This window comes from Robertkochia marina (assembly GCF_004799345.1).
GTDB lineage: Bacteria > Bacteroidota > Bacteroidia > Flavobacteriales > Flavobacteriaceae > Robertkochia > Robertkochia marina.
Genome location: NZ_SSMC01000003.1, coordinates 612,047 through 635,687 on the forward strand (window position 1 = coordinate 612,047; position 23,641 = coordinate 635,687).

Sequence of the window (23,641 nt, forward strand, 5' to 3'; positions counted from 1 at the left end):
TTTCACATGTCAACATTAAAAATTGGTATAAACGGATTTGGAAGAATTGGTAGACTCGTATTCAGAGCATCTGCAGAAAGATCAGATGTAGAGGTGGTGGGTATTAACGACCTGCTTGATGTAGAGCACCTGGCTTATTTACTGAAGTACGATTCTGTACACGGTAGATTTAACGGATCTGTTGAGGTAAAAGACGGACATCTTGTTGTTAACGGAAAAACAGTTCGTATCACCGCAGAGAAAGATCCTAAAAACCTTAAGTGGGACGAGGTAGGTGCAGATATCGTTGCAGAATGTACCGGTATTTTCACGACCCTTGATACCGCACAGTATCACATTGATGCAGGTGCCAAAAAAGTGGTGATCTCTGCTCCTTCAAAAGACGCACCGATGTTCGTGATGGGTGTTAACCACAACGAGGTAAAAGCCTCAGATACGATCGTTTCTAATGCCTCTTGTACCACCAACTGTCTGGCACCAATTGCTAAGGTGTTAAATGACAAATTTGGTATTGAAGAAGGACTTATGACCACTGTTCACGCTACAACAGCTACCCAGTTAACAGTTGACGGACCTTCAAGAAAGGATTACAGAGGAGGTAGAAGTGCTATGCTGAACATTATTCCTGCTTCAACAGGAGCTGCCAAAGCAGTGACTAAGGTAATTCCTTCTTTGGTTGGAAAACTTACAGGGATGGCTTTCCGTGTTCCAACAGCTGATGTATCTGTGGTAGACCTTACTGTAAGACTTGAAAAAGAAACCTCTTATGAGGAGATCAAGAAAGTAATGAAAGAAGCTTCTGAGGGCGACCTGAAAGGAGTTCTTGGATATACTGATGAGGCTGTTGTTTCTCAGGATTTCGTTGGAGAAAAATGTACTTCTGTATTTGATGCCGATGCCGGAATTGAGCTGAACTCTAAGTTCTTCAAAGTGGTATCATGGTACGACAATGAAATGGGGTATTCCAACAAGCTTGTAGACCTTGCACAATATGTGCATTCGCTTTAAGAATTAAAGCAGATAAAATAGACAAAAACTATGCTCTCCCGCCCGGCGGGAGGGCTTACTCTCGATATTAGACATGGTATTAATAGTAGATAGTGGAGCCACTAAGGCCGATTGGATCGCACTCAATGATGAAGGAGAGAAGCTGTTTATGACACAAACCCTTGGATTGAGTCCTGAGGTGCTGACCAAGGAGATCATTGATGAGCGTCTGGCAAATAACTTTGAATTGTATAAACACCGAAAAGAAGTTTCCCAATTATATTTCTACGGGGCCGGTTGCGGTACCCAGCGCATGAGAGACTTTTTAAAGGGTATTTTTAAAGATTATTTCACCCAGGCAAAGATCACCGTAAAAGAAGATACTTACGCAGCCATTTATGCGACGGTAAGTCCTGATGAGAATGCTATTGTTTGCATTCTGGGAACAGGCTCTAATTGCAGCTACTGGGATGGAAAGGAACTTTATCAGAAGGTAACTTCCCTGGGGTATATTCTAATGGATGACTGTAGTGGAAATTATTTTGGGCGTCAGCTTTTAAGAGATTACTACTACCGTAAGATCCCGCAAAAGCTCGCTTCGAAATTTGCCAGAGAATACGATCTTGATGAAGATACCATCAAGAATAACCTCTACAAAATGCCGAATCCGAATACCTACCTGGCTACCTTTGCCCGTTTTCTGATTCAGAACAAAGATGAGGAGTATTGTCAACAGCTCATTAAAAAGGGTATGAACCTGTTTATTAATAATGCCATTAAACAATACGAGCAAGCCTCCAAGGTGCCTATTCACTTTGTGGGTAGTATTGCCTTCTACCTTCAGAATGAGTTAGCTGAGGTCATGAAAGAGAATGGCCTGGAACTGGGCAGGGTGTTAAGACGCCCTATTGACGGACTGGTAGATTACCATATGTCGTTCCTGGTGTGAGGCCCGGCTATATAAAAAACTGAAAAGGTTGCGGTAATGGTATTGCCGCAACCTTTTTATTTTACAGCTATCATAGAGATCTCTACGTTCACCATTTTAGGAAGATTGGATACTTCTACAGCTTCTCTTGCCGGTGCGGTGGCGTGGGCAATGTAGGCTCCGTAAATACCGTTCACGGCCCTGTAATGTTCAATGTTGCTGAGAAAAATAGTAGACTTCACTACGTTCTCAAATTCCATTCCCGCGGCCTTTAAGATAGCTTCAAGATTTTTCATGACCTGTTTGGTCTCTTCTTCAACCCCTCCTTGTATAAGTTCATTCGTGGCCGGGTCAATACCTATCTGCCCCGAAATGTAAAGTGTGTCGTTGGCAAGTACAGCCTGGTTGTACGGACCAATGGGAGCGGGTGCCCGGTCTGTTTTGATAATGGTTTTCATATAAAAGTGGTTTAATGGTTTTATAGTCTGCGGTCCGGCTCACGACGTTGTTCCCATTTTAGGTCGCTGAGTAATGATGATCTCAGCCCGATGGTGAAAAACCAGGAAGCACGGCTGCTAAAGGGAACCCACTGAAAATTCATCTGCCAACTGTCCATCATACGGTCAAACCTGAACTGGGTGTAGGTAACTCCTTTTTGCTTAAAATCATAACCGGAAGAGATTCCTACCCGCCATTTTGGGGTGAGGTCAACATTTCCTGAAACCATCAATGAATTATTGGTGATCTCATTTTGCCTTCGGTTATTTGAGTAGGTTACTGCGTAAGCCATTCTGAAATTCCAGGGCACTTTGGCACTGTAGAGTTTCATGGGCTCATCAGAACCGCTGTCTTCACGTTCCCTTCCAAAAGTACGCTTATCGCTGAAATCCCTGCCGCTTCCAAAAAGGTCATCAGGCCGTCCTCCGCTATCAGTATTGTCATCCAGTTCCCTTTCTGAAGAAAAAGTACTGTTGTCAATACTATAGCTCACATTCACGTTGGCCTGTGTGATCCTGAAGATGCTTCCTCCGTTTTCCAGGTTGAAAACATCGATCCTGTTCCCGGCATTATCAAGTGCATAAGGGTCAAAGGTTGCTCCGAAGTTAACACTCATTTTGTTGTTAAGCAATTGTGTGTTCCCCGACATTCGCAACGGACTCCAATTAAGGGAGTCGATCGCCAGGTTGTAGGAGGTGGAGAAGTTTAAGTTGTTCAGAAGCTTGATCTTCTTGGGCTCCAGTTTGGTAGTATCGCGATCGCGAACCTTGGCCTCGACCACGTTGCTGACGGCGAAATTAAGGTTGTTGGAATTGTTCAGTCCGGGAGTACCGAATAAGCCTCCTTCAAACCGGGTAAATTGACGTACATCACCGTTTTGGTCAATATATTCATCATAGTATTGGTCAAAGGCGGGAGCATAACCGTATCCGATATTGGGCCTTATGGTATGCCTGATGGCCTGGATCTTACCCTCCGGATTAAAATTGAAAGTTCCGTATAATGTGGTACCAACACTGGCATTAAAATTATAGGTGGCAAAACGATCAAAGCCACTGATGGTGTCTCTGGGCTGGAGTTGCAGCTCCTGGTTGTAGTCGCCTATATCAATAGTTTTCAGCTGCCAGGTTTCGTTGTAATTGAAACTCATGGAAGTACTGAAATGCTTGAAAAGCTTAAAGTTGGTGCTAACCGGTATGGTATGACGAAAACCTACCTTGGCATCGTCAAACATCTGATCGGTAAAAAGAAGGCTGTCTACTGTGGCGATCCTGTTCTCTCCGCGTCCGGTATACTGGAAATTGATGTTTTGGATAATCCCCTTTTTGGTACCTGACCGGTTGGCAAAAGGAAAGATCCGCTCCATACTTGCTTGAAGGGTAGGCAGGGTCAGGTTCACCGACTGCGTTTGTGTGTTCTGGGTTACCGAAGAGGTAAGGTTAAGGTTTACCATGGGGTAACCCGGAAAGGTCTTGTTGTAAGAAACCGAAGACTGAAGGGTGTTGTTCAGGAAATTCCCGGTATTGATCTGGTTGATAGATTGCTGGAAATACTGCGAACTACCAAAGTTAACCGAGGCGGCCAGTCTTGAATTCGGATTGGCCTTTGCGTCCTGGTTGTGGTTCCATTGAAGGTTATAGATGGTACTTCTGTTGTAATCGGGAAATCCTCTCTGGCTGTTGATCAGGTTTTCATATCGAAACCTCAGGGCCCCTCTGAATTTGTAGCGTTTGGCATAGCTGCTTTCTACACGTACTCCGTAACTTCCGTTGGTATAGTAATCTCCAAGCAGGGCAAGGTCTACATAGTCGTTGATCGAAAAATAATATCCACCGTTCTGAAGAGCATACCCCCTCAAGTTGGTCTGTCCCGGGGTGGGCAGGATGATCCCCGAAGCACTGGTTTCCCTGTTCAGAGGAAAATAGGCAAAGGGTACCGCAATGGGGGTAGGTACATCGGCAATGTACATATTGCTAAATCCGGCAATGATCTTCTTATTGGGCACGAATTTTCCGTTTCTCACCCGAATATAATAGTCCGGATCTTCAGAATTCTCAGAAGTGGTCAGTTTTCCGTCTTTCAGGAAGTATACAGAGTCGTTCTCCTTTTTTACCGTATTGGCATAAAGGTTCATGGCTTCTCCCAGCGATTGCTCTGAACGGGAATTAAAGATCAAGGCTCTCTTGGTGTCAAAGTTAAATCGGATGGAGTCAGGTTCAACCACGTTGTTGCCCTGTTTAAAGTAAGGGGTTTGGGTGTAGTTACCCAGGCTGTCTTTAATGCGGCCTGCATAAACCTCATTAGCATTGTAATCAATTACGATAACCCCGGCCTTGAGCTCATAATCCTGGTAGTATACCTCTGCCTCATTGTACAAAAATATCTTATTCTCACCACGAGACATCTGCATATAGTCCTTAGCGGTATAGGTAATATCGCCGGCAATATATCCCGGGGGTTGTTTTATGCTGTCGGTAGCGGTACTGTCCTGAATTACTTGTGGCACACTGCTTGCAGGGAGACTTATGTTTAGAGTGTCTTTTTCAGCCTCGGCCGGCCTTAAGGGTTTCACTGGAGTTTCCTGGGCGAAAATAACACTGTTGAAAAACAGAAATATAAGACTTAAAAGTATGTGTGGTTTGTTTGCTAGCAATGCTTTTAATCCTATTTTTGTAACTGATGAGGTGGTGTTTTAGCCGTGCCAAACTTACGTATATTTTTTGGTCCGTTGATTATTTATAGTAATTTTTAACCAATATAATAGCCCTGATTTTCGTTTGATTTTTATGAAGGTACACAATTTTTTATCGCTGATTCTGGCTGGCCTGCTATGTGTTTCATTGAGCTTTGCAAATACTACTAACGAAGACTCAGGGGGTAAGGTGTTTACGGTGGTCCTCGATGCCGGGCATGGGGGGCATGATCCGGGCAACCTGGGTAATGGATTTAAGGAGAAAGATATTGCACTTAATATTGTGTTGAAGATCGGGAAGATGCTGGAGCAAAACCCTTCCATCAAAGTAGTGTATACCCGTAAAACCGATGTTTTTGTTGACCTGAAAGAAAGGGGTAATATTGCCAACAAGGCCAAGGCAGATCTCTTCATTTCAGTACACTGTAATTCTCATGGCTCCTCGGCCCATGGTACCGAAACCTGGGTGTTGGGGCTCAACGGGAATAAATACAATATGGAGGTGGCTAAAAAGGAGAACTCGGTGATCTACCTGGAGGAGGATTATGAACTGAACTATGCCGGTTACGATATCAACTCCCCTGAATCATTAATAGGTCTGACCATGATGCAGGAAGAGTATCTGGATCAGAGCATATTGCTGGCCGATGCTATTCAGGATAATTTTGAGAACAGGCTTAAAAGAAAGAACAGAGGCGTAAAGCAAAATATCTTTGTGGTACTGCTGCAAACCTATATGCCCAGTGTATTAGTAGAAACCGGTTTCTTAACCTATCGGCCGGAAGGTCAGTACCTGAATTCGGCCCAAGGCCAAAATGAGATGGCCCAGGCGGTTTCACAAGCCGTATTCACCTATAAGAATATGGTAGAGGGGTTTGTAGGCGATGATTTCTCCTATGAGGTGAGTGCCGAAGAGGGCAGCGTACCTCAGGTTTCTGAAGAAACGGCCACCCGCGAACTGCTCAGTGACCCCGATCACGAGGTGGTTTTTAAGGTGCAGATCGCGGCCAGCTCCCGTGAGCTGGAACTGGAGCCCTTCAACTTTAACGGTCTGAACGAGCTTAGTATGGAAAAAGCCGGAGACCTGTACCGGTATTTTTACGGGGCTTCCCACAGCTGGGAAGAGGCCCAGGAATTACAGCGTACCGCAGCTGCCAAAGGTTTTCCATCCTGTTTTATAGTTGCTTACAAAAACGGAGAGAAAATGGACCTTGAAACCGCGGTGAATTCCCTTGCCAATTAACCTCCTTCTTATCAAAATATTTCTAATTTTGTTACTTATCCTTAAATAATCAACCTTTTGAAGATATCAAGAGAATTAAAAACAGCATTTATAATCCTTGGCGGCATTGCACTGTTTGTTCTTGGTTTTAATTTTTTGAAATCGAGTGCGCTGTTTGACAACAGCAAGACATTCTATGCAGTATATGAAGACGTTAGTGGATTAACCCCCGGTACTTCGGTAGATATTAATGGTCTTTCAGTAGGTACCGTGAAAGATATACGATTCGTGGACGGACGTGGAAACCTGGTGGTAACCTTTACCGTGTCAAAAGACTTTGAGTTTTCTAAGAACAGTGAGGTAGAAGTGTATGACACCGGAATTATAGGTGGTAAAAATTTGCGCATTATTCCTGTTTTTGACGGGAGTGAGGCCGCTGCCTCAGGAGATACCCTGGTGTCTACCATGAAGCCCGGGATCACCGAGCTGGTTACCCAGCGTCTGACTCCTTTACAGGAAAAACTGGAATCGCTTTTAAACAGTGCTGATACGGTACTGGTAGGAATGGATGACGTGATGGATGAAGCATCTAAAGAGAATCTGAGAAAAGGAATTTCACATTTTGATGATGTCATGGCCAACCTGAATTCTGTGACCAGAAACCTGGACCGTTTTCTGACCAGGAATGAGCAAAGCCTGAATAGAAGTCTTGCAGAGGTGGAAAAGATCACCCAGAACCTTTCAGGGGTTAGTGCTGAGCTGGCCAATGCCGATGTGGGGCAAACTGTAAAAAGCCTTCAGAGTACCATTGCCAACCTTAACGGTATGATCACCAAGATGCAAACGGGAGATGGCTCCATGGCAAACCTGATCAATGACAAAGAATTGTACACCAATCTGAGTGCCGCTTCAGATCAATTGAATCTTTTGTTAGAGGATATGCGTCTGAATCCTAAGCGCTATGTGCATTTCTCTGTTTTTGGGAAGAAGAACAAAGAATACGAAGGCCCTGCAGAAAAATATTAAATAATCAGCTACGAAAAACAGATCTGAATAATGAACCTTATACCTCAAATACTTTTTGCTATTGTCCTGGCCGGTGGAGTCGGATATTTCGCTATGAACATTAAAAAGCTTATCAGGAATATTAAACTTGGTAAGCAGATAGATCGGAATGATCAGCCTTCAGAGCGATGGAAACATATGACCAGGATCGCCTTGGGGCAGCAAAAGATGGTAGTGCGTCCCATTGCAGGGTTACTCCACATTATAGTTTACGTAGGTTTTATCATTATTAATATTGAGGTGCTGGAGATCGTTATTGACGGACTCTTTGGTACCCACCGCATCTTTGCCTTTATGGGCGGACTGTATGATGTGTTGATCGGTTCGTTTGAGATCCTGGCCTTTTTAGTGCTGGTGTCGGTGATTCTTTTTTGGACCCGAAGAAATGTGATCAGGCTGCAGCGATTCATAAAGCCTGAGATGAAAGGATGGCCAAAGAACGATGCCAATATTATCTTATATTTCGAGGTGGTGCTTATGATGCTTTTCCTGACCATGAACGGTGCCGATCTGCAGTTGCAGCAATTAGGAGCCGATCATTATGTACAGGCTGGAGCCTTTCCTGTAAGCCAGTACCTGCTGCCTTTATTTGAAGGCCTTAGCGAATCGACCCTGATCATCATAGAACGCGCCGCCTGGTGGCTTCACATTATCGGGATCCTGATATTTTTGAACTACTTGTATTTCTCTAAACACCTGCACATTCTGCTGGCCTTCCCTAATACCTGGTATGCCAACCTGAATCCCAAAGGGCAATTCAACAATCTGGAATCGGTGACCAAGGAAGTGCAGTTAATGATGGATCCGAATGCCGATCCTTTTGCCGCGCCGGAAGCAGGAGATGATGAAGGTGAGCCGGAGAAATTCGGTGCCTCTGATGTTTTAGACCTGAACAGGGTGCAATTGCTTAACGCCTATACCTGTACAGAGTGCGGTCGTTGTACCAGTGAATGTCCGGCTAACCAAACCGGGAAAAAATTAAGTCCGCGTAAGATCATGATGGATACCCGCGACCGATTGGAGGAAGTAGGTAAGAACATCGATGCGAATAAAGGGGAGTTCAAGGAAGATGGAAAGCAACTGCTTGACGATTATATATCCCGTGAGGAGTTGTGGGCGTGTACCTCTTGTAACGCCTGTGTAGAGGCTTGTCCGGTGAGTATCGATCCGTTATCGATCATTATGGATATGAGAAGATACCTGGTCATGGAGCAATCGGCAGCCCCTGCAGAATTGAATAATATGATGTCGAATATTGAGAATAATGGCGCGCCATGGCCGTTTAACCAAATGGACAGGCTGAACTGGAAAGATGAATAACCCAAATAATCAAAAGCATAAATTATGAAAAAGGAAGAAGTAACCAAGATCCTTCAGGCGAAGCTCGAAGCAGGAGAACATGTAAGTCCGGTGCTTCCTGAAGGTATCAAGAACTATCTTATCGATATAGACGGAACCATTTGTGACGATATCCCTAACGAAGAGCCGGAAAGAATGGCTACCGCCGAGTTATATCCGGATGCGTTGAAAACACTGAACAAATGGTATGAAGAAGGACACATTATTTATTTCTTTACCTCTCGTACGGAAGAGCACAGGGAAGTTACCGAAGAATGGTTAAAGCGTCACGGGTTCAAATACCACGGAATGGTCATGGGCAAACCAAGAGGAGGAAACTACCATTGGGTAGATAACCACCTGGTAAAAGCCACCCGATATAATGGTAAGTTTACAGACCTGGTGGAGAAAGAGGTGACCATACAGGTGTTTGACGACGGACAACACGATTAATACAATAATTCTTCCCGAAAGGGACCAAATTTTTTAAAATATTGCTATGAGTGAAGCTATTAAAGTTCCTACGATGGCCGAGATGATGGCTGCCGGTAAATCTCCTGAAGTATTGTTTTGGGTAGGATGTGCAGGTAGTTTTGACGATCGTGCAAAAAAGATCACCAAGGCCTTTGTACGTATTCTTAATAAAGCCGGAGTAGAATTTGCCGTATTAGGCGCAGAAGAAAGCTGTACAGGAGATCCTGCCAAACGAGCCGGGAATGAATTCTTGTTTCAAATGCAGGCCATGACCAATATCGAGGTGATGAACGCCTATGAAATAAAGAAAGTGGTTACTGCCTGTCCTCATTGCTTTAATACCCTTAAAAATGAATATCCTTCTTTGGGCGGTGACTATGAGGTGGTGCATCACACCCAGTTTTTAAAGTCGCTGTTGGAAGACGGACGACTCACCATAGAAGGCGGAAAATTCAAGGGCAAGCGTATCACCTTTCACGACCCCTGCTATTTGGGGCGTGCCAATAACGTATACGAAGCTCCCCGTGACCTGATCAAAAAGCTGGATGCCGAATTGGTGGAGATGAAGAACTGCCGTAAAAAAGGCCTTTGTTGCGGAGCCGGAGGTGCACAAATGTTCAAGGAGCCGGAAAAAGGAAATAAGGATGTGAATATAGAGCGTACAGAGCAGGCCCTGGAAACCAAGCCGGATATTGTTGCCGCCGGTTGTCCGTTCTGTAATACCATGCTTACCGATGGTGTAAAGGGTAAAGAGAAAGAAGATGAAATTGAGGTACTGGATGTGGCGGAATTGATCGCAAATGCCCAAGACCTATAAACTGAATTTGAGTATATGTTAGTTCCTTTTGAGAGTTTACCGGAAGATGCCAGAGTATGGATTTACCAGGCTAACAGGACGTTTACAGAGGAAGAGGTTCAAAAGCTGAACGAGCAATTGGCAACCTTCCTGAAACAGTGGACCGCCCACGGAGCCGACCTGAAAGCAGGGTTTGAGATCAGGTATAAGCGTTTTATCGTGATCGCCCTTGATCAGGCTGTCAATGCAGCCACAGGGTGCTCCATAGATGCTTCGGTACATTTTATCCAGCAACTGGAAAAAATGTATGAGGTAGATCTGTTGGATAAGATGAACGTGTCTTACAGGTCTGGAGATTATATTGCCTATAAACCTTTGGCAGATTTTAAGAAGATGGCCAAAGACAGGGCGGTATCTCAAAACACCATTGTTTTCAATAATCTGGTAAACAACAAGGAAGAATACCTGAATTATTGGGAGGTGCCGGCAAGAGACAGCTGGCATGCTAGATTTATGAATTAAACCAGGGAAACGTACCCCACCAGGTGGGGGCGAACATAGGGTACCCCCGAACCACTTAAAAACTGATGGCTGAATGAAACCTACGATTTTTGCTGTACTGACATGCGTATTATCGGTTTTTACCATGATGGGTCAAACTACTGCAGATCCTTTAACTGCTGATGATCGCGGAAACCAAACGCAATGGGTAGACAGCGTTTATAACGCCATGTCTCCCGAAGAGCGGATAGGACAGCTCTTTATGGTGCAGGCTTTTTCTGATAAAGGCCCTGAGCATGAAAAACAAATAAGTGATCTCATCGATAATTATCATATCGGAGGAATCATTTTTACCAAAGGGGGTCCGGTACGGCAGGCGCAACTCACCAATGCCTGGCAGGAACGTTCCAAAACAAAAATGCTGATTGCCCTTGACGCGGAATGGGGATTATCCATGCGCCTGGACTCTACTTATGCATTCCCGTATAATATGGCCATGGGGGCTGTAACCGATAACTCCCTGATAGAAAAGGCGGGTGCCCGTATCGGAGAACATAGTAAAAGATTGGGAGTTCATGTAAACTTTGCTCCCGTGGTAGATGTCAATACCAACCCCAACAATCCCATTATAGGGAATCGCTCTTTTGGGGAGAATAAGATCAAGGTGGCCGAAAAGGCTATTGCCTATACCAAAGGACTCCAATCGGCCGGGGTGCTGGCCAATGCCAAGCATTTTCCCGGGCATGGAGATACCGATGCCGATTCACACAAAACCTTGCCCACAGTGGCCTTTGAAAGAAGTCGCTTAGACAGCATAGAGTTATATCCATACCGAAGACTCGTTAACGAAGGCCTGGCCAGTGTTATGGTGGCCCACCTGAACGTACCTGCCCTGGAACGGAAACGGAATCTACCGACCTCCCTTTCAGAAAAAGTGGTGAACGACCTCTTGAAAAAAGAATTAGGATTTAATGGCCTGGTATTTACCGACGCTCTGGGTATGAAGGGGGTGTCTGATTATGACAAGGTAGGGAAGACCGACCTGAAAGCTTTCCTGGCCGGTAATGATGTAATATTGATGTCAGAGGATGTGGCGGTAGCCCACCCGGCATTAATGGAAGCCCTGGAAAAAGGAGAGATTACCGAGGAGCGCCTGGCCTATTCGGTAAAGAAGATCCTGCGGGCTAAATACAAGGTGGGGCTGCAAAACTACCAACCGGTTGCCTTGGAAGGCCTGGCTAAAGACCTGCATCAACCCGAGGATGATGCCCTTTTCAAGGAAATCATGGAGAATGCCATAACCCTGGTTAGAAACGACAGGCAGTTAGTGCCGGTTCGTGACCTGGAAGACCGGAAGATCGCCTATGTAAAGATGGGAGATGGTGATCACCTCCCTTTCTTAAACACCCTTAGAAAATACACCAAGGTTGATATGATCGCCTCTGATGATCTGTCGGACCTACTGGAGCGACTAAAGCCCTATGAAACGGTTATTATCGGGCATCACCGGGATACCAGTACCCCATGGAAGGCTTCCGGTTTTACCGATAAAGAAAAGACCTGGCTCTACGAGATCGCTCGTCTGAAAGATGTGATCCTCGATGTGTTTGTAAAGCCCTATGCCCTGAAAGAGTTGCAGTCCATAGGAAATATTGAAGCCCTGCTCGTGAGTTACCAGAATGATGAACTGACGCAGGTGGCCTCTGCCGAAGCCATTTTTGGAGCGATAAGAACCAAGGGGGTGCTTCCGGTAACCGCCAGCGAATGGCTGCCGGAAAACCTGGGGTATCAGACCAACACCTTGTCAAGACTGGGATATCATTATCCGGAGGCGGTAGGTATGGATTCCAAACACCTGAAAAAAGTAGATTCTGTGGTCAATCGCGCCATCAGATCGGGGGTAACGCCGAGTGCCCAGGTGCTGATAGCCAGAAGAGGAAAGGTGATCTACAACAAGAGTTTTGGCCGCTTTGATTACGGGCAGGATGCCCAGAGAGTGGTGGATACCAATATCTACGACCTGGCATCGCTAACAAAGATCCTGGCAACCCTGCCGGTGATCATGCAGCTTACCGAGAGAGGGAAGATCTCTTTGGAATCCCGCCTTGGAGAATTGCTGCCGGAACTGAAGGGTACCAATAAGCAAGATCTGCGCCTGATAGAGGTATTATCACATTATGCACGTTTAAAGCCTTGGCTGCCATTTTATATGTATACCCTTGATGATGGGACCAAAAAGCCCAGCAAGGAATATTACCGTCCGCGCCCGGAGGGTAAATTCAAGGTAAAGATCGCTGATGAACTCTATATGCGGGAAGATTACCAGGATTCCATTATTAAGATCATTGAAGAGAGCGACCTGCTTAAAGTAAAGCAATACCGCTATAGCGACCTGCCGTATTTTCTCTTACAGCGCTTCATAGAAAAAGAGCTGAAAATGCCATTGGACCAGGTTGTCCAAGAGGAGTTTTACCGTAAGCTGGGTATGAATTATACCACCTATAAGCCGTTAAACTATTTCAGAAAGGGAGAGATCGTTCCGTCTGAGGTAGATGATTATTACCGCTACCAGACCCTGCAGGGTCATGTTCATGATATGGCCGCTGCCATGCTGGGGGGCGTAGGCGGACATGCCGGGTTGTTCAGTAATGCCAATGACATTGCCAAGATCATGCAGATGTACCTGCAAAAAGGCTATTATGGAGGAGACCGATTCTTTACCTCCCAAACCCTGAACAAGTTCAATACCTGTTATTTCTGTGAAGAAGATAACAGGAGAGGGGTTGGCTTTGACAAGCCCCAACTGGGAGATAGCGGGCCTACCTGTGGGTGTGTATCCATGACCAGCTTTGGTCACAGCGGATTTACAGGCACCTATGCCTGGGCAGATCCGGAAGAAGATCTGGTGTATATCTTCTTGTCAAACAGGACCTATCCCTCTATGGAAAACAGGAAGTTGATCGAAGAAGGCACGCGTACCGTTATCCAGGAGATCATTTACGAAGCTATTATTAATTAGAAAGCCATTCAGAATACTTATTTTTGTTAAGCTTCTTCAAGGTTCAACCGAACAGGAAAGGGGTTTACAAAAATCAGAATATGAAAATAGGTATTGTATGTTACCCTACTTTTGGGGGTAGTGGAGTAGTGGCAACAGAATTAGGGATGGCCTTGGCTACCCGTGGGCATGAGATCCATTTTATTACCTACAGGCAGCCCGTACGCCTGGAACTCCTTGATAAGAATATCCATTTTCATGAAGTAAACGTTCCTGAGTATCCTTTGTTTCACTACCAGCCCTATGAGCTGGCCCTGTCAAGCAAATTGGTAGACATGGTAAAAATGCATGGTATTGAACTCCTCCACGTGCATTATGCCATACCCCATGCCTATGCAGGGTATATGGCCAAAAAGATGTTGGAAGAAGAGGGTATAAAGTTACCCATGGTAACCACCCTTCACGGAACGGATATTACCCTGGTGGGTAAGCATCCCTTCTACAAACCTGCGGTAACTTTCAGCATCAATAAATCGGACCTGGTGACCTCTGTTTCTGAAAGCCTGCGGCAGGATACCTTTGATCATTTTGATGTAAAGCAGGAGATCCATGTAGTGCCTAACTTTATAGATAGTGAGCGCCACAAAAAACCGCCCATGGTTTGCAAACGGGAGCGGATGGCGCGCAAAGAGGAGCGTATTGTTACCCATATCAGTAACTTCAGAAAAGTGAAGCGAATTCCGGATGTGATCAAAACTTTCTACCTGATCCAGAAAGAGGTGCCTTCCAAACTGATCATGGTAGGTGAGGGGCCCGAAAAGGAACCGGCCGAAGAGCTATGTGAAAACCTGGGGATCGGCAATAAGGTGATCTTTGTGGGGAACAGCAACGAGGTAGATCAGATCCTTGGCTATTCTGACCTGTTCTTACTTCCATCCGAAACCGAAAGCTTCGGACTCGCTGCCTTGGAGGCCATGGCCAACGGGGTTCCTGTGGTCTCGAGTGACACCGGCGGTATCCCCGAGGTAAACGAACACGGCTATAGCGGTTATCTCTGTGAGGTAGGCGATTGCGATGACATGGCCGAAAAGAGTCTTTCCATCTTAAGAGATCCGGCCACCCTTGAGCGTTTTAAGCAGCAGGCCATTGCCCAGGCTGCAAAATTTGATATCGACAAGGTGGTAGATATGTATGAGGCCTTGTACGAAAGGGCGTTTGCCGAGGTTTGTTTGTAGGCTGCTGGAAGTTAATGAGTGAGTAATTCAGACTTCCTGTCGAGTTATTACTTCAATTTAAAGGGTATTTTTCTTTATTTGTCTGTCAGATAATAACTTAGGGGTGTTATATTAGACTTATGCGTACCTCAAGATCCCTCATCCTCGCATTTTTCCTAATCACCTTAGGAGCATTTTCCCAGACTAATGGCAATTTCTGGCAGGTAGGAGTAGGCTACAATTTTGTAGATGACTCCGGACCCGGATTGAATGATTACTTCAATTTTAAAGAGATTTGGCATGCCGTACCTTATCCTTCCAGGTTAACTATTGGTTATTACACCCAAAGTGGTTTTGGGTATGAGGTCATTGGAACCTATAACGAATATGATGCCGGTAAGATCGTAGATGGAGGAGTTTTGCCATTTGATCAAACCTATGTGGCGGTAGACGGAAAGTTAAGCTATGACCTCAACAAACTGGTCGGACAAACCGGGTGGTTTGATCCGTATCTTATGACAGGCGCAGGCTATACCTGGATAGGGGCGGTAGACCGCGCCACCTTTAACGCCGGTGGCGGCTTTAATCTCTGGTTTACCGAGAATTTCGGGTTTAACCTGAACTCCATGGGAAAATGGGGCTTGTTTACGGATCGCGGCACCAACCATGTGCAGCATTCTTTAGGACTCATCTTTAAATTCGGAAAGGAAGACGAACCCTTCATAGAAGAGATTCCTGATACATTACCAACACCTACAGAAAATGAGGTAGTTGAGGAGGAAAGCCAGGTAGAAGTTCATAAAGTGCCTACTCAGGATACCATAGTACCTCCACCGCCCGTCGCACCTCAAAAATCAGAGGCCGAACTCAGACGTGAGCAAATGCTCACGGACCTTAAGGTCCTGCCCAAAGTATATTTTGCGTTTAATTCCTCCTACCTGACTCCTGATGATAAGGCCATAGTAGACCAACTGGTAGCCTTTATGAAGGAATATGCGGAAGCTACTATAGAAGTACAGGCTCATGCCGATGCCCGGGGAACAGACAAGTACAACACCTGGCTGGCAGAACGTCGCGCAAATCGTATTGTTGATTATGTTATCGCCAAAGGAATTGCTGCCAACCGCATCTCCGGTAAAGGGTTCGGGGAAAATAAGATCCTGAACCATTGTACGAATGATGTGACCTGCTCAGAACAAGAGCATAGGGAGAACCGGAGGACCAACTATGAATTAAATTAAAAAGAATAAATAAGTGGTACCCCCAAAGAACAATTATTGATATAACAAAACCTTTACTATGGTAATTCTCGGACTCAACTATTATTTCCATGACTCCACGGCCTGTATCGTGGTAGACGGCAAACTGGTGGCAGCCATTGAAGAAGAGCGTTTAAACAGGGATAAGCATACCCGGGTTTTCCCCATGAAATCTATTGACCGTTGTCTGAAGATAGCAGGATTGGATTACGAAGATATTGATCATATAGCAGTATCGATCAAGCCTACCCATAATCTGGGTAAAAAAATAGGCTATTGTGTTTCCAATCTGAAAACCTTTAAGCCCTTTGTAAACCATGAATTCGTTCATGCTTACAATAAGCAGAAAAGTTTTTGGAACTGGTTTCATTACCATTGGGATAAGAAGTCAGACGGACCGGAAGTTCATTTTATTCCCCATCACTACAGCCATGCTCCGGGATCTTTTTATGTCTCCCCCTATAAGGAGGCAGCGCTACTGGGAATTGATGGATCCGGAGAATGGGCCACCACCTGGCTGGGTTATGGAAAAGACAATACGGTGAAGTGCCTGGGCGAGAGCTTCTTTCCTCATTCTTTAGGATCATTCTATGAGGCCGTTACCCAATACTGTGGATTCCGCACTTCTTATGACGAAGGAAAAACCATGGGATTGGCACCTATGGGCGACCCTGAGGTGTACCGGGAGGAAGTGGAAAAAATGGTCAAGGTTGAAAAAAACGGTCAGCTGAAATTTGATCTGAGCTGGTTCAATTTCCAGAATATGCACTGGCAACGTTTGTCGGATAAGTTTTATAAGAAATTCGGTCCTGCAAGAAAGCCCGGGGAGGCTTTTGAAGATCGCCATAAGAATATGGCCGCAGCTTTTCAGCGTGTTTTGGAAGATCGTGTTTTGGAGATCTGTAATTATCTGTATGAACAGACAAAGGCCGAGTACCTGGTAATTTCCGGGGGTGTTTCTCTGAATAGTGTGATGAACGGCCGTATAGTACGAGAAAGTAAATTTAAAGACGTTTATGTGATGCCTGCCGCGGGCGATAATGGAACAGCCATTGGTGCAGCCTATTATTTATACAATGGTATTTTTGAAAAGCAAAGGAACTATGTACATCTCAACCCTTATGTAGGCACCTCCTATACCAATTCAGAGATCGAAAGAGTATTGAAGGGGGCTAAGCTTAATTACCAAACTCATGAAGATATTTGTGAGGTTGCTGCTTCCCTTTTGGAACAAGGGAAGATCATAGGCTGGTTTCAGGGAACCATGGAGATCGGTCCAAGGGCGCTTGGAAGCCGAAGTATCCTGGCCAACCCGGCCTATCCTCAAATGAAGGATAAGATCAATGCTGAAGTAAAATTCAGGGAGGCCTACCGGCCCTTTGCGCCCTCTGCTATCGTTGAAGCCAAGGATGAATTTTTTGACCTGGAAGTAGAGGCACCCTTTATGCTAAAGGTGTGCCAGGTTCGCCATGATAAACAAGAAATTATTCCTGCTGTTACCCATGTAGATGGCAGCGCCAGGTTGCAGACGGTTCGCAGGGAATTACATCCCAGATATTACGATCTGATCAAAAAATTAGGAGATAAAACCGGGGTTCCGGTGGTGTTAAACACCAGTTTTAATATCCAGGGAGAACCCGTGGTAGAATCACCGCAGGATGCTATTCGCTGCTTCTTCTCCACCGGTCTGGATGCCCTGGTTATAGGAAATTATCTTTTATTTAAAGGAAATGAAGTCGTAACAGAAAAAAATGCATTTCAAACCACAGCATCGGTTGTTGAATAATGTTGATATTGAAAGTCCCCTGATTTATGCTATTCAATTCTCTTGAATATTTTGTTTTTCTTCCCTTGGTCTTCTTTCTTTACTGGAAGGTATTGGGAAATAAATTAACAGGACAAAATATACTTTTACTGGTTTCCAGTTATGTGTTTTACGGATGGTGGGATTGGCGTTTTTTGTTACTCATCCTTGCCAGTACCCTGGTTGATTTTTATGCAGGACAGCGAATAGGTCGGGCAATTCAGGGGTCAAGAACGGCCCAAAGGTGGCTTTGGGTAAGCATTCTTTTTAATATAGGAATGCTGGGGTTCTTTAAATACTTCAATTTTTTTATAGGCTCTTTTATCGACTCTCTTGATGTCATTGGGTATAAGGTTCAAAGTATCTGGACCCTGAATATCATTCTTCCCGTAGGAATTTCATTTTATACCTTTCAAACCCTTTCCTATTCCCTGGATATTTATCGTGGAAAGGTAAAACCCACCCGAAATTTTATTGACTTTGCAGCCTTTGTCAGTTTCTTCCCGCAGTTGGTGGCCGGCCCTATTGAGCGATCATCTCATCTGTTGCCCCAGATCGAAAAACCCAGGAAGTTTTCGTATAACAATTCTGCAGATGGTCTTAAGCTACTTCTATATGGGTTGCTGAAAAAGGTGGTTATAGCCGATAGTCTTGCCCCAATAGTGGATGATATTTTTACTAATCACCTAAGCTATTCCCCGGCTATACTTTTAATGGGGGCCGTATTTTTCGGGTTCCAGATCTATGGTGATTTTTCAGGGTATTCTGATATGGCCATAGGAACCGCCAAACTTTTTGGTATTGAATTGCGCTCTAATTTCCGGTTCCCGTATTTTTCCAGGAATATCGGTGAATTTTGGCGCAGGTGGCATATTTCACTTTCCACCTGGTTCCGGGATTATCTCTATATCCCACTGGGAGGGTCAAGAGTGGCAAAGCCTAAAGCTCTTAGAAATATTTTCATCATTTTTCTGGTGAGCGGACTCTGGCATGGGGCCAACTGGACCTTCTTAGTTTGGGGAGGTATTCATGCATTTTTATTTGTACCCTTGTTTGTACTCGGTGCCAACAGGAAGTATAAAGGAAAGCATTTAGGAGAAGGGAGAATTTTACCGGGAATTAGAGAATCCCTCGCAGTTTTGGTCACTTTTATCATGGTATCCCTTAGCTGGATATTTTTCCGGGCGGAGAGTCTGTCAGCAGCATGGAACTATTTTAAAGGTCTCTTTAGTACCTGGGAATTCCCTGCTTACCTACACCCTCAGGGTTACCGTATGTCAGATTACTTTATTCTACTCTTGGTATTTTTGACATATGAATATAGAATAAGGTTTAACGAACGAGATCCTTTTCCTTTTAAAACCGGGACAATTCGGTTCATTTCGTATGCGTTAATGGTTTTTGCACTTTTGCTGTTCTATGACAGCGGAACAGATAGATCTTTTATATATTTTCAGTTCTGATGGAAAGGTTGCTAATAAAAATATTGTTTTATGGGGCTCTGATCCTTTTTATCCTGGAAGGCCTGGTGAGAGTATTTCACTTGCACAAGGGGACTCCCGAGCGGATGATTGACGACAGAGGTGTTGAAAAATGGGTTCCGGGACAGTCCGGATATATTGCAACCGGGAACAGGCGGCAGAATTTTGCCGAATATCGCATTAACAACTTCGGTTATAATTCATACCGGGAGTTTGCCCCTACTGAGGATGGCTATGAAATAGCGCTTATTGGAGATTCTTTTATAGAGGGATTCCATCAGGATTATGATAATTCTATAGGGAAGAAGATAGAGGATAGCTTGCCGGGAGTGGAAGTTTATGAGTTTGGTTATGCCGGTTACGACCTGGCCGATGAGTTGCATCTCATTTCTGCCTATCCTGAATTGTTTGATAAAATAGATCAGATCGTGATCTTTCTGCAATACCCTGATGATCTTTTGAGAGGCTCGTTTAAAATTTCCAAGGAACGCTTGAAGCTTCAGGAAGGTACCTATGCCTTATTAAAGAAAAGCAAGCTATTGGTCTATTTACAGAATATTAGGTTTTTGGGAAATATGACCGGTAAACTGAACTCTTGGAAGAGTAACCTTTTCAGGCAAGGGGGGGGGGAGGAAAAACGAGACCAAAATAAGGAACAAAGACTTGGGGATTTAACATTACACAATTTTAAATCCTTACTTACCGATCCCGGACTGAAAACTAAAAAGATCTCATTTTTAGTAGACCGGAAATCTTTTCCTGATCAGTTTATGAGTTACCTTGAAAAAGAGGGTATAAGTACTATTGATTATGGAGAGGCATTGGAATTTCAACAAACTCCCGTTACCTTAATTTATGATATGCACTGGAATGATCAGGGACGCAAGGTGATTGCTGAAGAGCTCATATCTTTTATTCGTGTGCATTACGGAATCCTGGCGGAAAACGGCGATATCTTGAAAATGAAGTAACATCTTTAACTCTTAAGCTTACATATAAAATTCAGATGTAAGCAGGAAACCCTGTTAGTCGTTTTCCTGTGACTTAACCTGCCTTAAATATATATTGCCGGAACGATATTAGGTGGATGCTGCCTCCTGCAATTTTGGAACCCGGTATTTTGGAAAATAACCGTTATGTTTAGGCAATTTATTTCCGCACAATGCGTTATAGACTTCCCGGTTGATCACCTTTCGTCCGGTATAGAAGACAAAATCTTCATCCTTGGGGAAAAGATGTTTTTTACTTTTATACAATCCGTCATTGTCCTTTCTACCTCCTCCGAGGATATACCAGGACAGACCTTTTTGCCGCCCCATTTCTATAATTTCTACCCGGAGGTAATCGTTTGGACGATAGGAAAAGAATTTAGTCCTTGTACCGCCAAGAAAGGCGAACATGCTGTTTTGATGTGTAATTATGAGTTCTGTGGAGGCAATTTCATTGTCCTTAATTGCAAAAGTGAGGATAAATGAATCCGGGTCTGAAAAGATCAGATTTTCAAAATAGTCAAGATGGAAGAAATAAAAACTGGCAGCATTATTACGGTCCATGGTCTCGGTATACACAGCGTGAAAGGAGGCAATATGATCGCGGGAAATCTTCTTACCGGAAAATGATTGAAAAGTTAAATGGTTCTTTTCCGCTTTTCGGTAATTGTTTCGAACCTTGGGTTTGAATTGTTTCCATTGTTTTTCCGGGTCATTCAGGATTCTACCTTTTATATTTTTTAAAGTAGGAATGATTTCTCCATTGTACCCAACATGATTTTCGTTGTGATTAAACCTGATAAATTCAGTCACAATATTTTCGTCCTGATACCATTTTTCTATCAAATCCCAAAAGACTTCCTTCAAATCAGCGGTAACTTCAGGCTTAAATAAAGGGCCTCCGTAACCATAAGGCGTAGTCACATCAAAATAGCCTGAGTATTGGCCATGAGCAATTTTCCGCTTCACCAAGGGCATTATTGCAAGACTACGACCCTTGTGTTTTAATTCTACCACCAGTAATTGATTGTCATCCTGTGAATGATGTTTAAAATATTCATAGCGGTAGTAAGGGTGCTCATCGTATTCTTTAAGGATTTCTTTATAAATGTTTACATCTCTGCCATTGTCGAGCTTATGTATCTTTAATTCAGGCTCCACCTCTTCATACTTCTCAGAGGGAGTCGTCAAGACTTTTGATAATATTTCGGCGATTGAAATAATTCTTCCGCAATGCTCAACATGCCATATCGGATTCCCTTCAATTACATTTCCTGCTAAAAGAGGGCCGATCACATGTAGTCCCTTCGACGTTTCAAGGTTTTGATTTACGGTGAGTCCTCTACCGGAAGGATTAATCTTTGCCATTTCACTGTCAATCAAGTTCCTTATGACCAACGGGGCTTCAAGATCTGAGAGTTTAGAAGAGCCAAGACAGTTAATGACAATATCAATGGGTTGGTCTAAAATTGCTATTGAATCTTGTTCGGTTTTGTAAACCAGGGAAAGCTGTTGATGATCGGCCAGGTCCAGCTTTTCGAAGCTTCCTTTTAAGTGTGAAAACCTCCCTTGAGATTTTAAAACATCAATGGTTTTGGTATAGTGATATCCCGCCACCCTTTGTCTTCGGCCGATCTCATTCCCGTAATAACAGGCAAATCTTTCTTTTTCCCTTTGATCCAGTTTTTCAAGGAGTGGTACAAAAGCGTTTGAAATAGGACCTACAGTTATGGCTGCCCCAATTCCCAGTTCCTCGGCATCATTCAAGTCATTGGTTATGCCTTGCATAATTTGTTTGGCAGTGAGCTTTTGGATTTCCAATAAAGCCAAGGTATGTTTCGGTATAAATGATTTTTCATTATTAGTATCCACAATAGAATTAGGATACAGGCCATGGGTCGATAAGAAGAAATAGTGGCCCACCTTTGAATCGATGCCCCTGAGATCATTCATTTTATATAAAAATTCCAGGGCACTGGCGTTAGACCCCAGGATCAATACATTCTTTTTATGATTGGATTTTAAGGATTTTATGATCTGTTTGATTACCCTGTTCATCCCCTGTTCGTAAGGGTTGGATATAAATAGATGACGGTCATTTGGGATGCTTTCAGGAACATTTAATGTACGTTGCTTAGGAGATCCTATACCCAATACAGCTTTCTTTGTTTTGATATTTTTTTGAAGTCCTTTTAAATAGAAACCAAACTCCTCGCGTTGAATGTCTTCAATTTCATCAGTAACATATTCTATATGTATCTTTCCGGATTTTTGATATTCCCCGATGGTTTCTTGCAGTTTCTCCTGGATATAGGAGCCAAAGAAACTTCTTGGAATAAACAGATGATCCCACTTTCCGTTTTGGATGGCCTTTCTGTTGGAATACAACCATTCATTGGTCAGGGATCCTCCTTCTTCTTTCAGCCTTTTTAAAAGCCAATCTTTATTGAGGTTGAGCCAATCGGTGAACTGATTGAGTTCGGGCTTTGGGAGGAAATCTTTTAAGGCGGTAATGAGGTGGGTGGAATGCCCTGATCTTTTCCCGTAAGCCACCCCGGTAAAGAATTCTCCGGATTTTTCGATCACAGCAATCCTGATCTTTTTGGATTGAGGAGGCAGTTTTTTAAGAGACTTTAGTAAGGTAAAAGCTGTCGAGATCCCCGCCCCGATAAAGGCCAAATCGAAGGGTATTTCTTCAGAGTTATTTTCTGGTAGTACTGGGGGTACCTGTCTTTTGATGATACGGCCTGGATTTCCTACCACTGTACAGTAATCCGGAACGTCTTTTAATACGACCGCTCCGGCACCTATGGTACACCATTTTCCAATTTTAACCGTGGGGATGATCACCGCTCCAACCCCGACATGGGTGCCTTCTCCGATTTCGACATGTCCTGTTAGGGCTGCTTTAGGGGAAATATGAGCATAATCACCAATGATATTATCGTGATCAATGCTGGCGGCAGTATTTATTATGACATGTTTTCCAATGACCGTATTGGGTTGGACTATGGCACCGGCAAATACGACCGTCCCATCCCCAATAGTTGAATTTGAAGCGATGATGGCCGATTTATGGATCACCTTTTGGAAATTCGACTGAAGCAATTGACTTATTTCGGCGCGTTGCCGGTTGTTACCAATAGCAATGACCATTGGGGTGCTCTGTATTATACTATTTTTGTCTTTTCCACGCAATCCTTTAACAACATTCACCGAAGCTCGATGTACACCTTCAGGATGATCATCAAAAACTTCAGTTATGCGATATCCATTTTCTTCAAGGACATGACGTATTACTTGCGAATGTCCGCCGGAACCATAGATCTTAACAGGTGGATGAGAGGTATTCATAATTAGTGCTTATGGTTAAGAATAACCGATAAATGATTGAC

The 23,641-nt window shown here is 44.0% G+C and carries 17 protein-coding genes; 14 read left to right on the forward strand and 3 right to left on the reverse strand.

Annotated features, from left to right (window positions below):
• The first annotated feature begins 6 nt into the window (after positions 1-6).
• Both gap and E7Z59_RS13305 read left to right on the forward strand, forming a co-directional pair.
• The gene (gene gap / locus E7Z59_RS13300) at positions 7-1,008 is read left to right on the forward strand and encodes a type I glyceraldehyde-3-phosphate dehydrogenase (RefSeq protein WP_136336820.1); all 1,002 of its coding nucleotides are present in this window, start codon (positions 7-9) and stop codon (positions 1,006-1,008) included.
• 73 nt (positions 1,009-1,081) lie between these two features.
• Positions 1,082-1,936 carry an N-acetylglucosamine kinase gene (locus E7Z59_RS13305; RefSeq protein ID WP_136336821.1) on the forward strand — a complete coding sequence of 285 codons (855 nt, stop codon included), beginning with the start codon at positions 1,082-1,084 and terminating at the stop codon, positions 1,934-1,936.
• A 56-nt stretch (positions 1,937-1,992) separates the two neighbouring features.
• On the opposite strand, the gene E7Z59_RS13310 is transcribed toward E7Z59_RS13305, so the two are convergent.
• Together E7Z59_RS13310 and E7Z59_RS13315 are read right to left on the reverse strand one after the other, a co-directional pair.
• A complete protein-coding gene (locus E7Z59_RS13310; protein ID WP_136336822.1) occupies positions 1,993-2,373 on the reverse strand; it encodes a Rid family detoxifying hydrolase in 381 nt (126 codons plus the stop codon).
• 20 nt (positions 2,374-2,393) lie between these two features.
• On the reverse strand, positions 2,394-4,985 hold the full coding sequence (locus E7Z59_RS13315) for a putative LPS assembly protein LptD (protein ID WP_242015674.1): 2,592 nt from the start codon (positions 4,983-4,985) through the stop codon (positions 2,394-2,396).
• A 214-nt stretch (positions 4,986-5,199) separates the two neighbouring features.
• On the opposite strand from E7Z59_RS13315, the gene E7Z59_RS13320 reads away from it, so the two are divergent.
• The 12 genes from E7Z59_RS13320 to E7Z59_RS13375 all read left to right on the forward strand — a co-directional run bounded on the left by E7Z59_RS13320 (position 5,200) and on the right by E7Z59_RS13375 (position 20,228).
• Positions 5,200-6,348 carry an N-acetylmuramoyl-L-alanine amidase gene (locus tag E7Z59_RS13320; RefSeq protein WP_136336823.1) on the forward strand — a complete coding sequence of 383 codons (1,149 nt, stop codon included), beginning with the start codon at positions 5,200-5,202 and terminating at the stop codon, positions 6,346-6,348.
• 57 nt (positions 6,349-6,405) lie between these two features.
• Positions 6,406-7,353 (forward strand): MlaD family protein, encoded by a 948-nt coding sequence (locus E7Z59_RS13325; RefSeq protein WP_136336824.1) that lies wholly within the window; start codon positions 6,406-6,408, stop codon positions 7,351-7,353.
• Positions 7,354-7,383: 30 nt separating this feature from the next.
• Positions 7,384-8,712 (forward strand): (Fe-S)-binding protein, encoded by a 1,329-nt coding sequence (locus tag E7Z59_RS13330; protein WP_136336825.1) that lies wholly within the window; start codon positions 7,384-7,386, stop codon positions 8,710-8,712.
• Between the two features lie 24 nt (positions 8,713-8,736).
• On the forward strand, positions 8,737-9,183 hold the full coding sequence (locus E7Z59_RS13335; protein ID WP_136336826.1) for an HAD family acid phosphatase: 447 nt from the start codon (positions 8,737-8,739) through the stop codon (positions 9,181-9,183).
• Positions 9,184-9,229: 46 nt separating this feature from the next.
• Positions 9,230-10,021, forward strand: coding sequence for a (Fe-S)-binding protein (locus E7Z59_RS13340; RefSeq protein ID WP_136336827.1), 792 nt, complete (start codon positions 9,230-9,232; stop codon positions 10,019-10,021).
• Between the two features lie 15 nt (positions 10,022-10,036).
• Entirely contained in the window at positions 10,037-10,522 is a 486-nt protein-coding gene (locus E7Z59_RS13345; protein WP_136336828.1) for an ABC transporter ATPase, read from the forward strand.
• A 73-nt stretch (positions 10,523-10,595) separates the two neighbouring features.
• Entirely contained in the window at positions 10,596-13,520 is a 2,925-nt protein-coding gene (locus E7Z59_RS13350; RefSeq protein WP_136336829.1) for a glycoside hydrolase family 3 N-terminal domain-containing protein, read from the forward strand.
• 80 nt (positions 13,521-13,600) lie between these two features.
• Positions 13,601-14,734, forward strand: coding sequence for an N-acetyl-alpha-D-glucosaminyl L-malate synthase BshA (gene bshA / locus E7Z59_RS13355; RefSeq protein WP_136336830.1), 1,134 nt, complete (start codon positions 13,601-13,603; stop codon positions 14,732-14,734).
• 119 nt (positions 14,735-14,853) lie between these two features.
• Positions 14,854-15,954 (forward strand): OmpA family protein, encoded by a 1,101-nt coding sequence (locus tag E7Z59_RS13360; RefSeq protein ID WP_136336831.1) that lies wholly within the window; start codon positions 14,854-14,856, stop codon positions 15,952-15,954.
• A gap of 58 nt (positions 15,955-16,012) precedes the next feature.
• Complete coding sequence (locus E7Z59_RS13365; RefSeq protein WP_136336832.1) at positions 16,013-17,758, forward strand: carbamoyltransferase family protein; 1,746 nt, start codon at positions 16,013-16,015, stop codon at positions 17,756-17,758.
• 26 nt (positions 17,759-17,784) lie between these two features.
• Positions 17,785-19,239, forward strand: a complete 1,455-nt coding sequence (locus tag E7Z59_RS13370; protein WP_136336833.1) for an MBOAT family O-acyltransferase — start codon at positions 17,785-17,787, stop codon at positions 19,237-19,239.
• Positions 19,239-20,228: a hypothetical protein gene (locus tag E7Z59_RS13375; RefSeq protein WP_136336834.1), complete on the forward strand. Its 990-nt coding sequence runs from the start codon at positions 19,239-19,241 to the stop codon at positions 20,226-20,228. The genes E7Z59_RS13370 and E7Z59_RS13375 overlap by 1 nt, the downstream gene beginning before the upstream one ends.
• A gap of 108 nt (positions 20,229-20,336) precedes the next feature.
• On the opposite strand, the gene E7Z59_RS13380 is transcribed toward E7Z59_RS13375, so the two are convergent.
• The gene (locus E7Z59_RS13380) at positions 20,337-23,600 is read right to left on the reverse strand and encodes a NeuD/PglB/VioB family sugar acetyltransferase (RefSeq protein ID WP_136336835.1); all 3,264 of its coding nucleotides are present in this window, start codon (positions 23,598-23,600) and stop codon (positions 20,337-20,339) included.
• Between the last annotated feature and the right edge of the window lie 41 nt (positions 23,601-23,641).

Coding starts and splice junctions, on each gene's coding strand:
- gap (WP_136336820.1), top strand. CDS start 7: ATGTCAACATTAAAAATTGGTATAAACGGATTTGGAAGAATTGGTAGA.
- E7Z59_RS13305 (WP_136336821.1), top strand. CDS start 1,082: ATGGTATTAATAGTAGATAGTGGAGCCACTAAGGCCGATTGGATCGCA.
- E7Z59_RS13310 (WP_136336822.1), bottom strand. CDS start 2,373: ATGAAAACCATTATCAAAACAGACCGGGCACCCGCTCCCATTGGTCCG.
- E7Z59_RS13320 (WP_136336823.1), top strand. CDS start 5,200: ATGAAGGTACACAATTTTTTATCGCTGATTCTGGCTGGCCTGCTATGT.
- E7Z59_RS13330 (WP_136336825.1), top strand. CDS start 7,384: ATGAACCTTATACCTCAAATACTTTTTGCTATTGTCCTGGCCGGTGGA.
- E7Z59_RS13335 (WP_136336826.1), top strand. CDS start 8,737: ATGAAAAAGGAAGAAGTAACCAAGATCCTTCAGGCGAAGCTCGAAGCA.
- E7Z59_RS13340 (WP_136336827.1), top strand. CDS start 9,230: ATGAGTGAAGCTATTAAAGTTCCTACGATGGCCGAGATGATGGCTGCC.
- E7Z59_RS13345 (WP_136336828.1), top strand. CDS start 10,037: ATGTTAGTTCCTTTTGAGAGTTTACCGGAAGATGCCAGAGTATGGATT.
- E7Z59_RS13350 (WP_136336829.1), top strand. CDS start 10,596: ATGAAACCTACGATTTTTGCTGTACTGACATGCGTATTATCGGTTTTT.
- bshA (WP_136336830.1), top strand. CDS start 13,601: ATGAAAATAGGTATTGTATGTTACCCTACTTTTGGGGGTAGTGGAGTA.
- E7Z59_RS13360 (WP_136336831.1), top strand. CDS start 14,854: ATGCGTACCTCAAGATCCCTCATCCTCGCATTTTTCCTAATCACCTTA.
- E7Z59_RS13365 (WP_136336832.1), top strand. CDS start 16,013: ATGGTAATTCTCGGACTCAACTATTATTTCCATGACTCCACGGCCTGT.
- E7Z59_RS13370 (WP_136336833.1), top strand. CDS start 17,785: ATGCTATTCAATTCTCTTGAATATTTTGTTTTTCTTCCCTTGGTCTTC.
- E7Z59_RS13375 (WP_136336834.1), top strand. CDS start 19,239: ATGGAAAGGTTGCTAATAAAAATATTGTTTTATGGGGCTCTGATCCTT.
- E7Z59_RS13380 (WP_136336835.1), bottom strand. CDS start 23,600: ATGAATACCTCTCATCCACCTGTTAAGATCTATGGTTCCGGCGGACAT.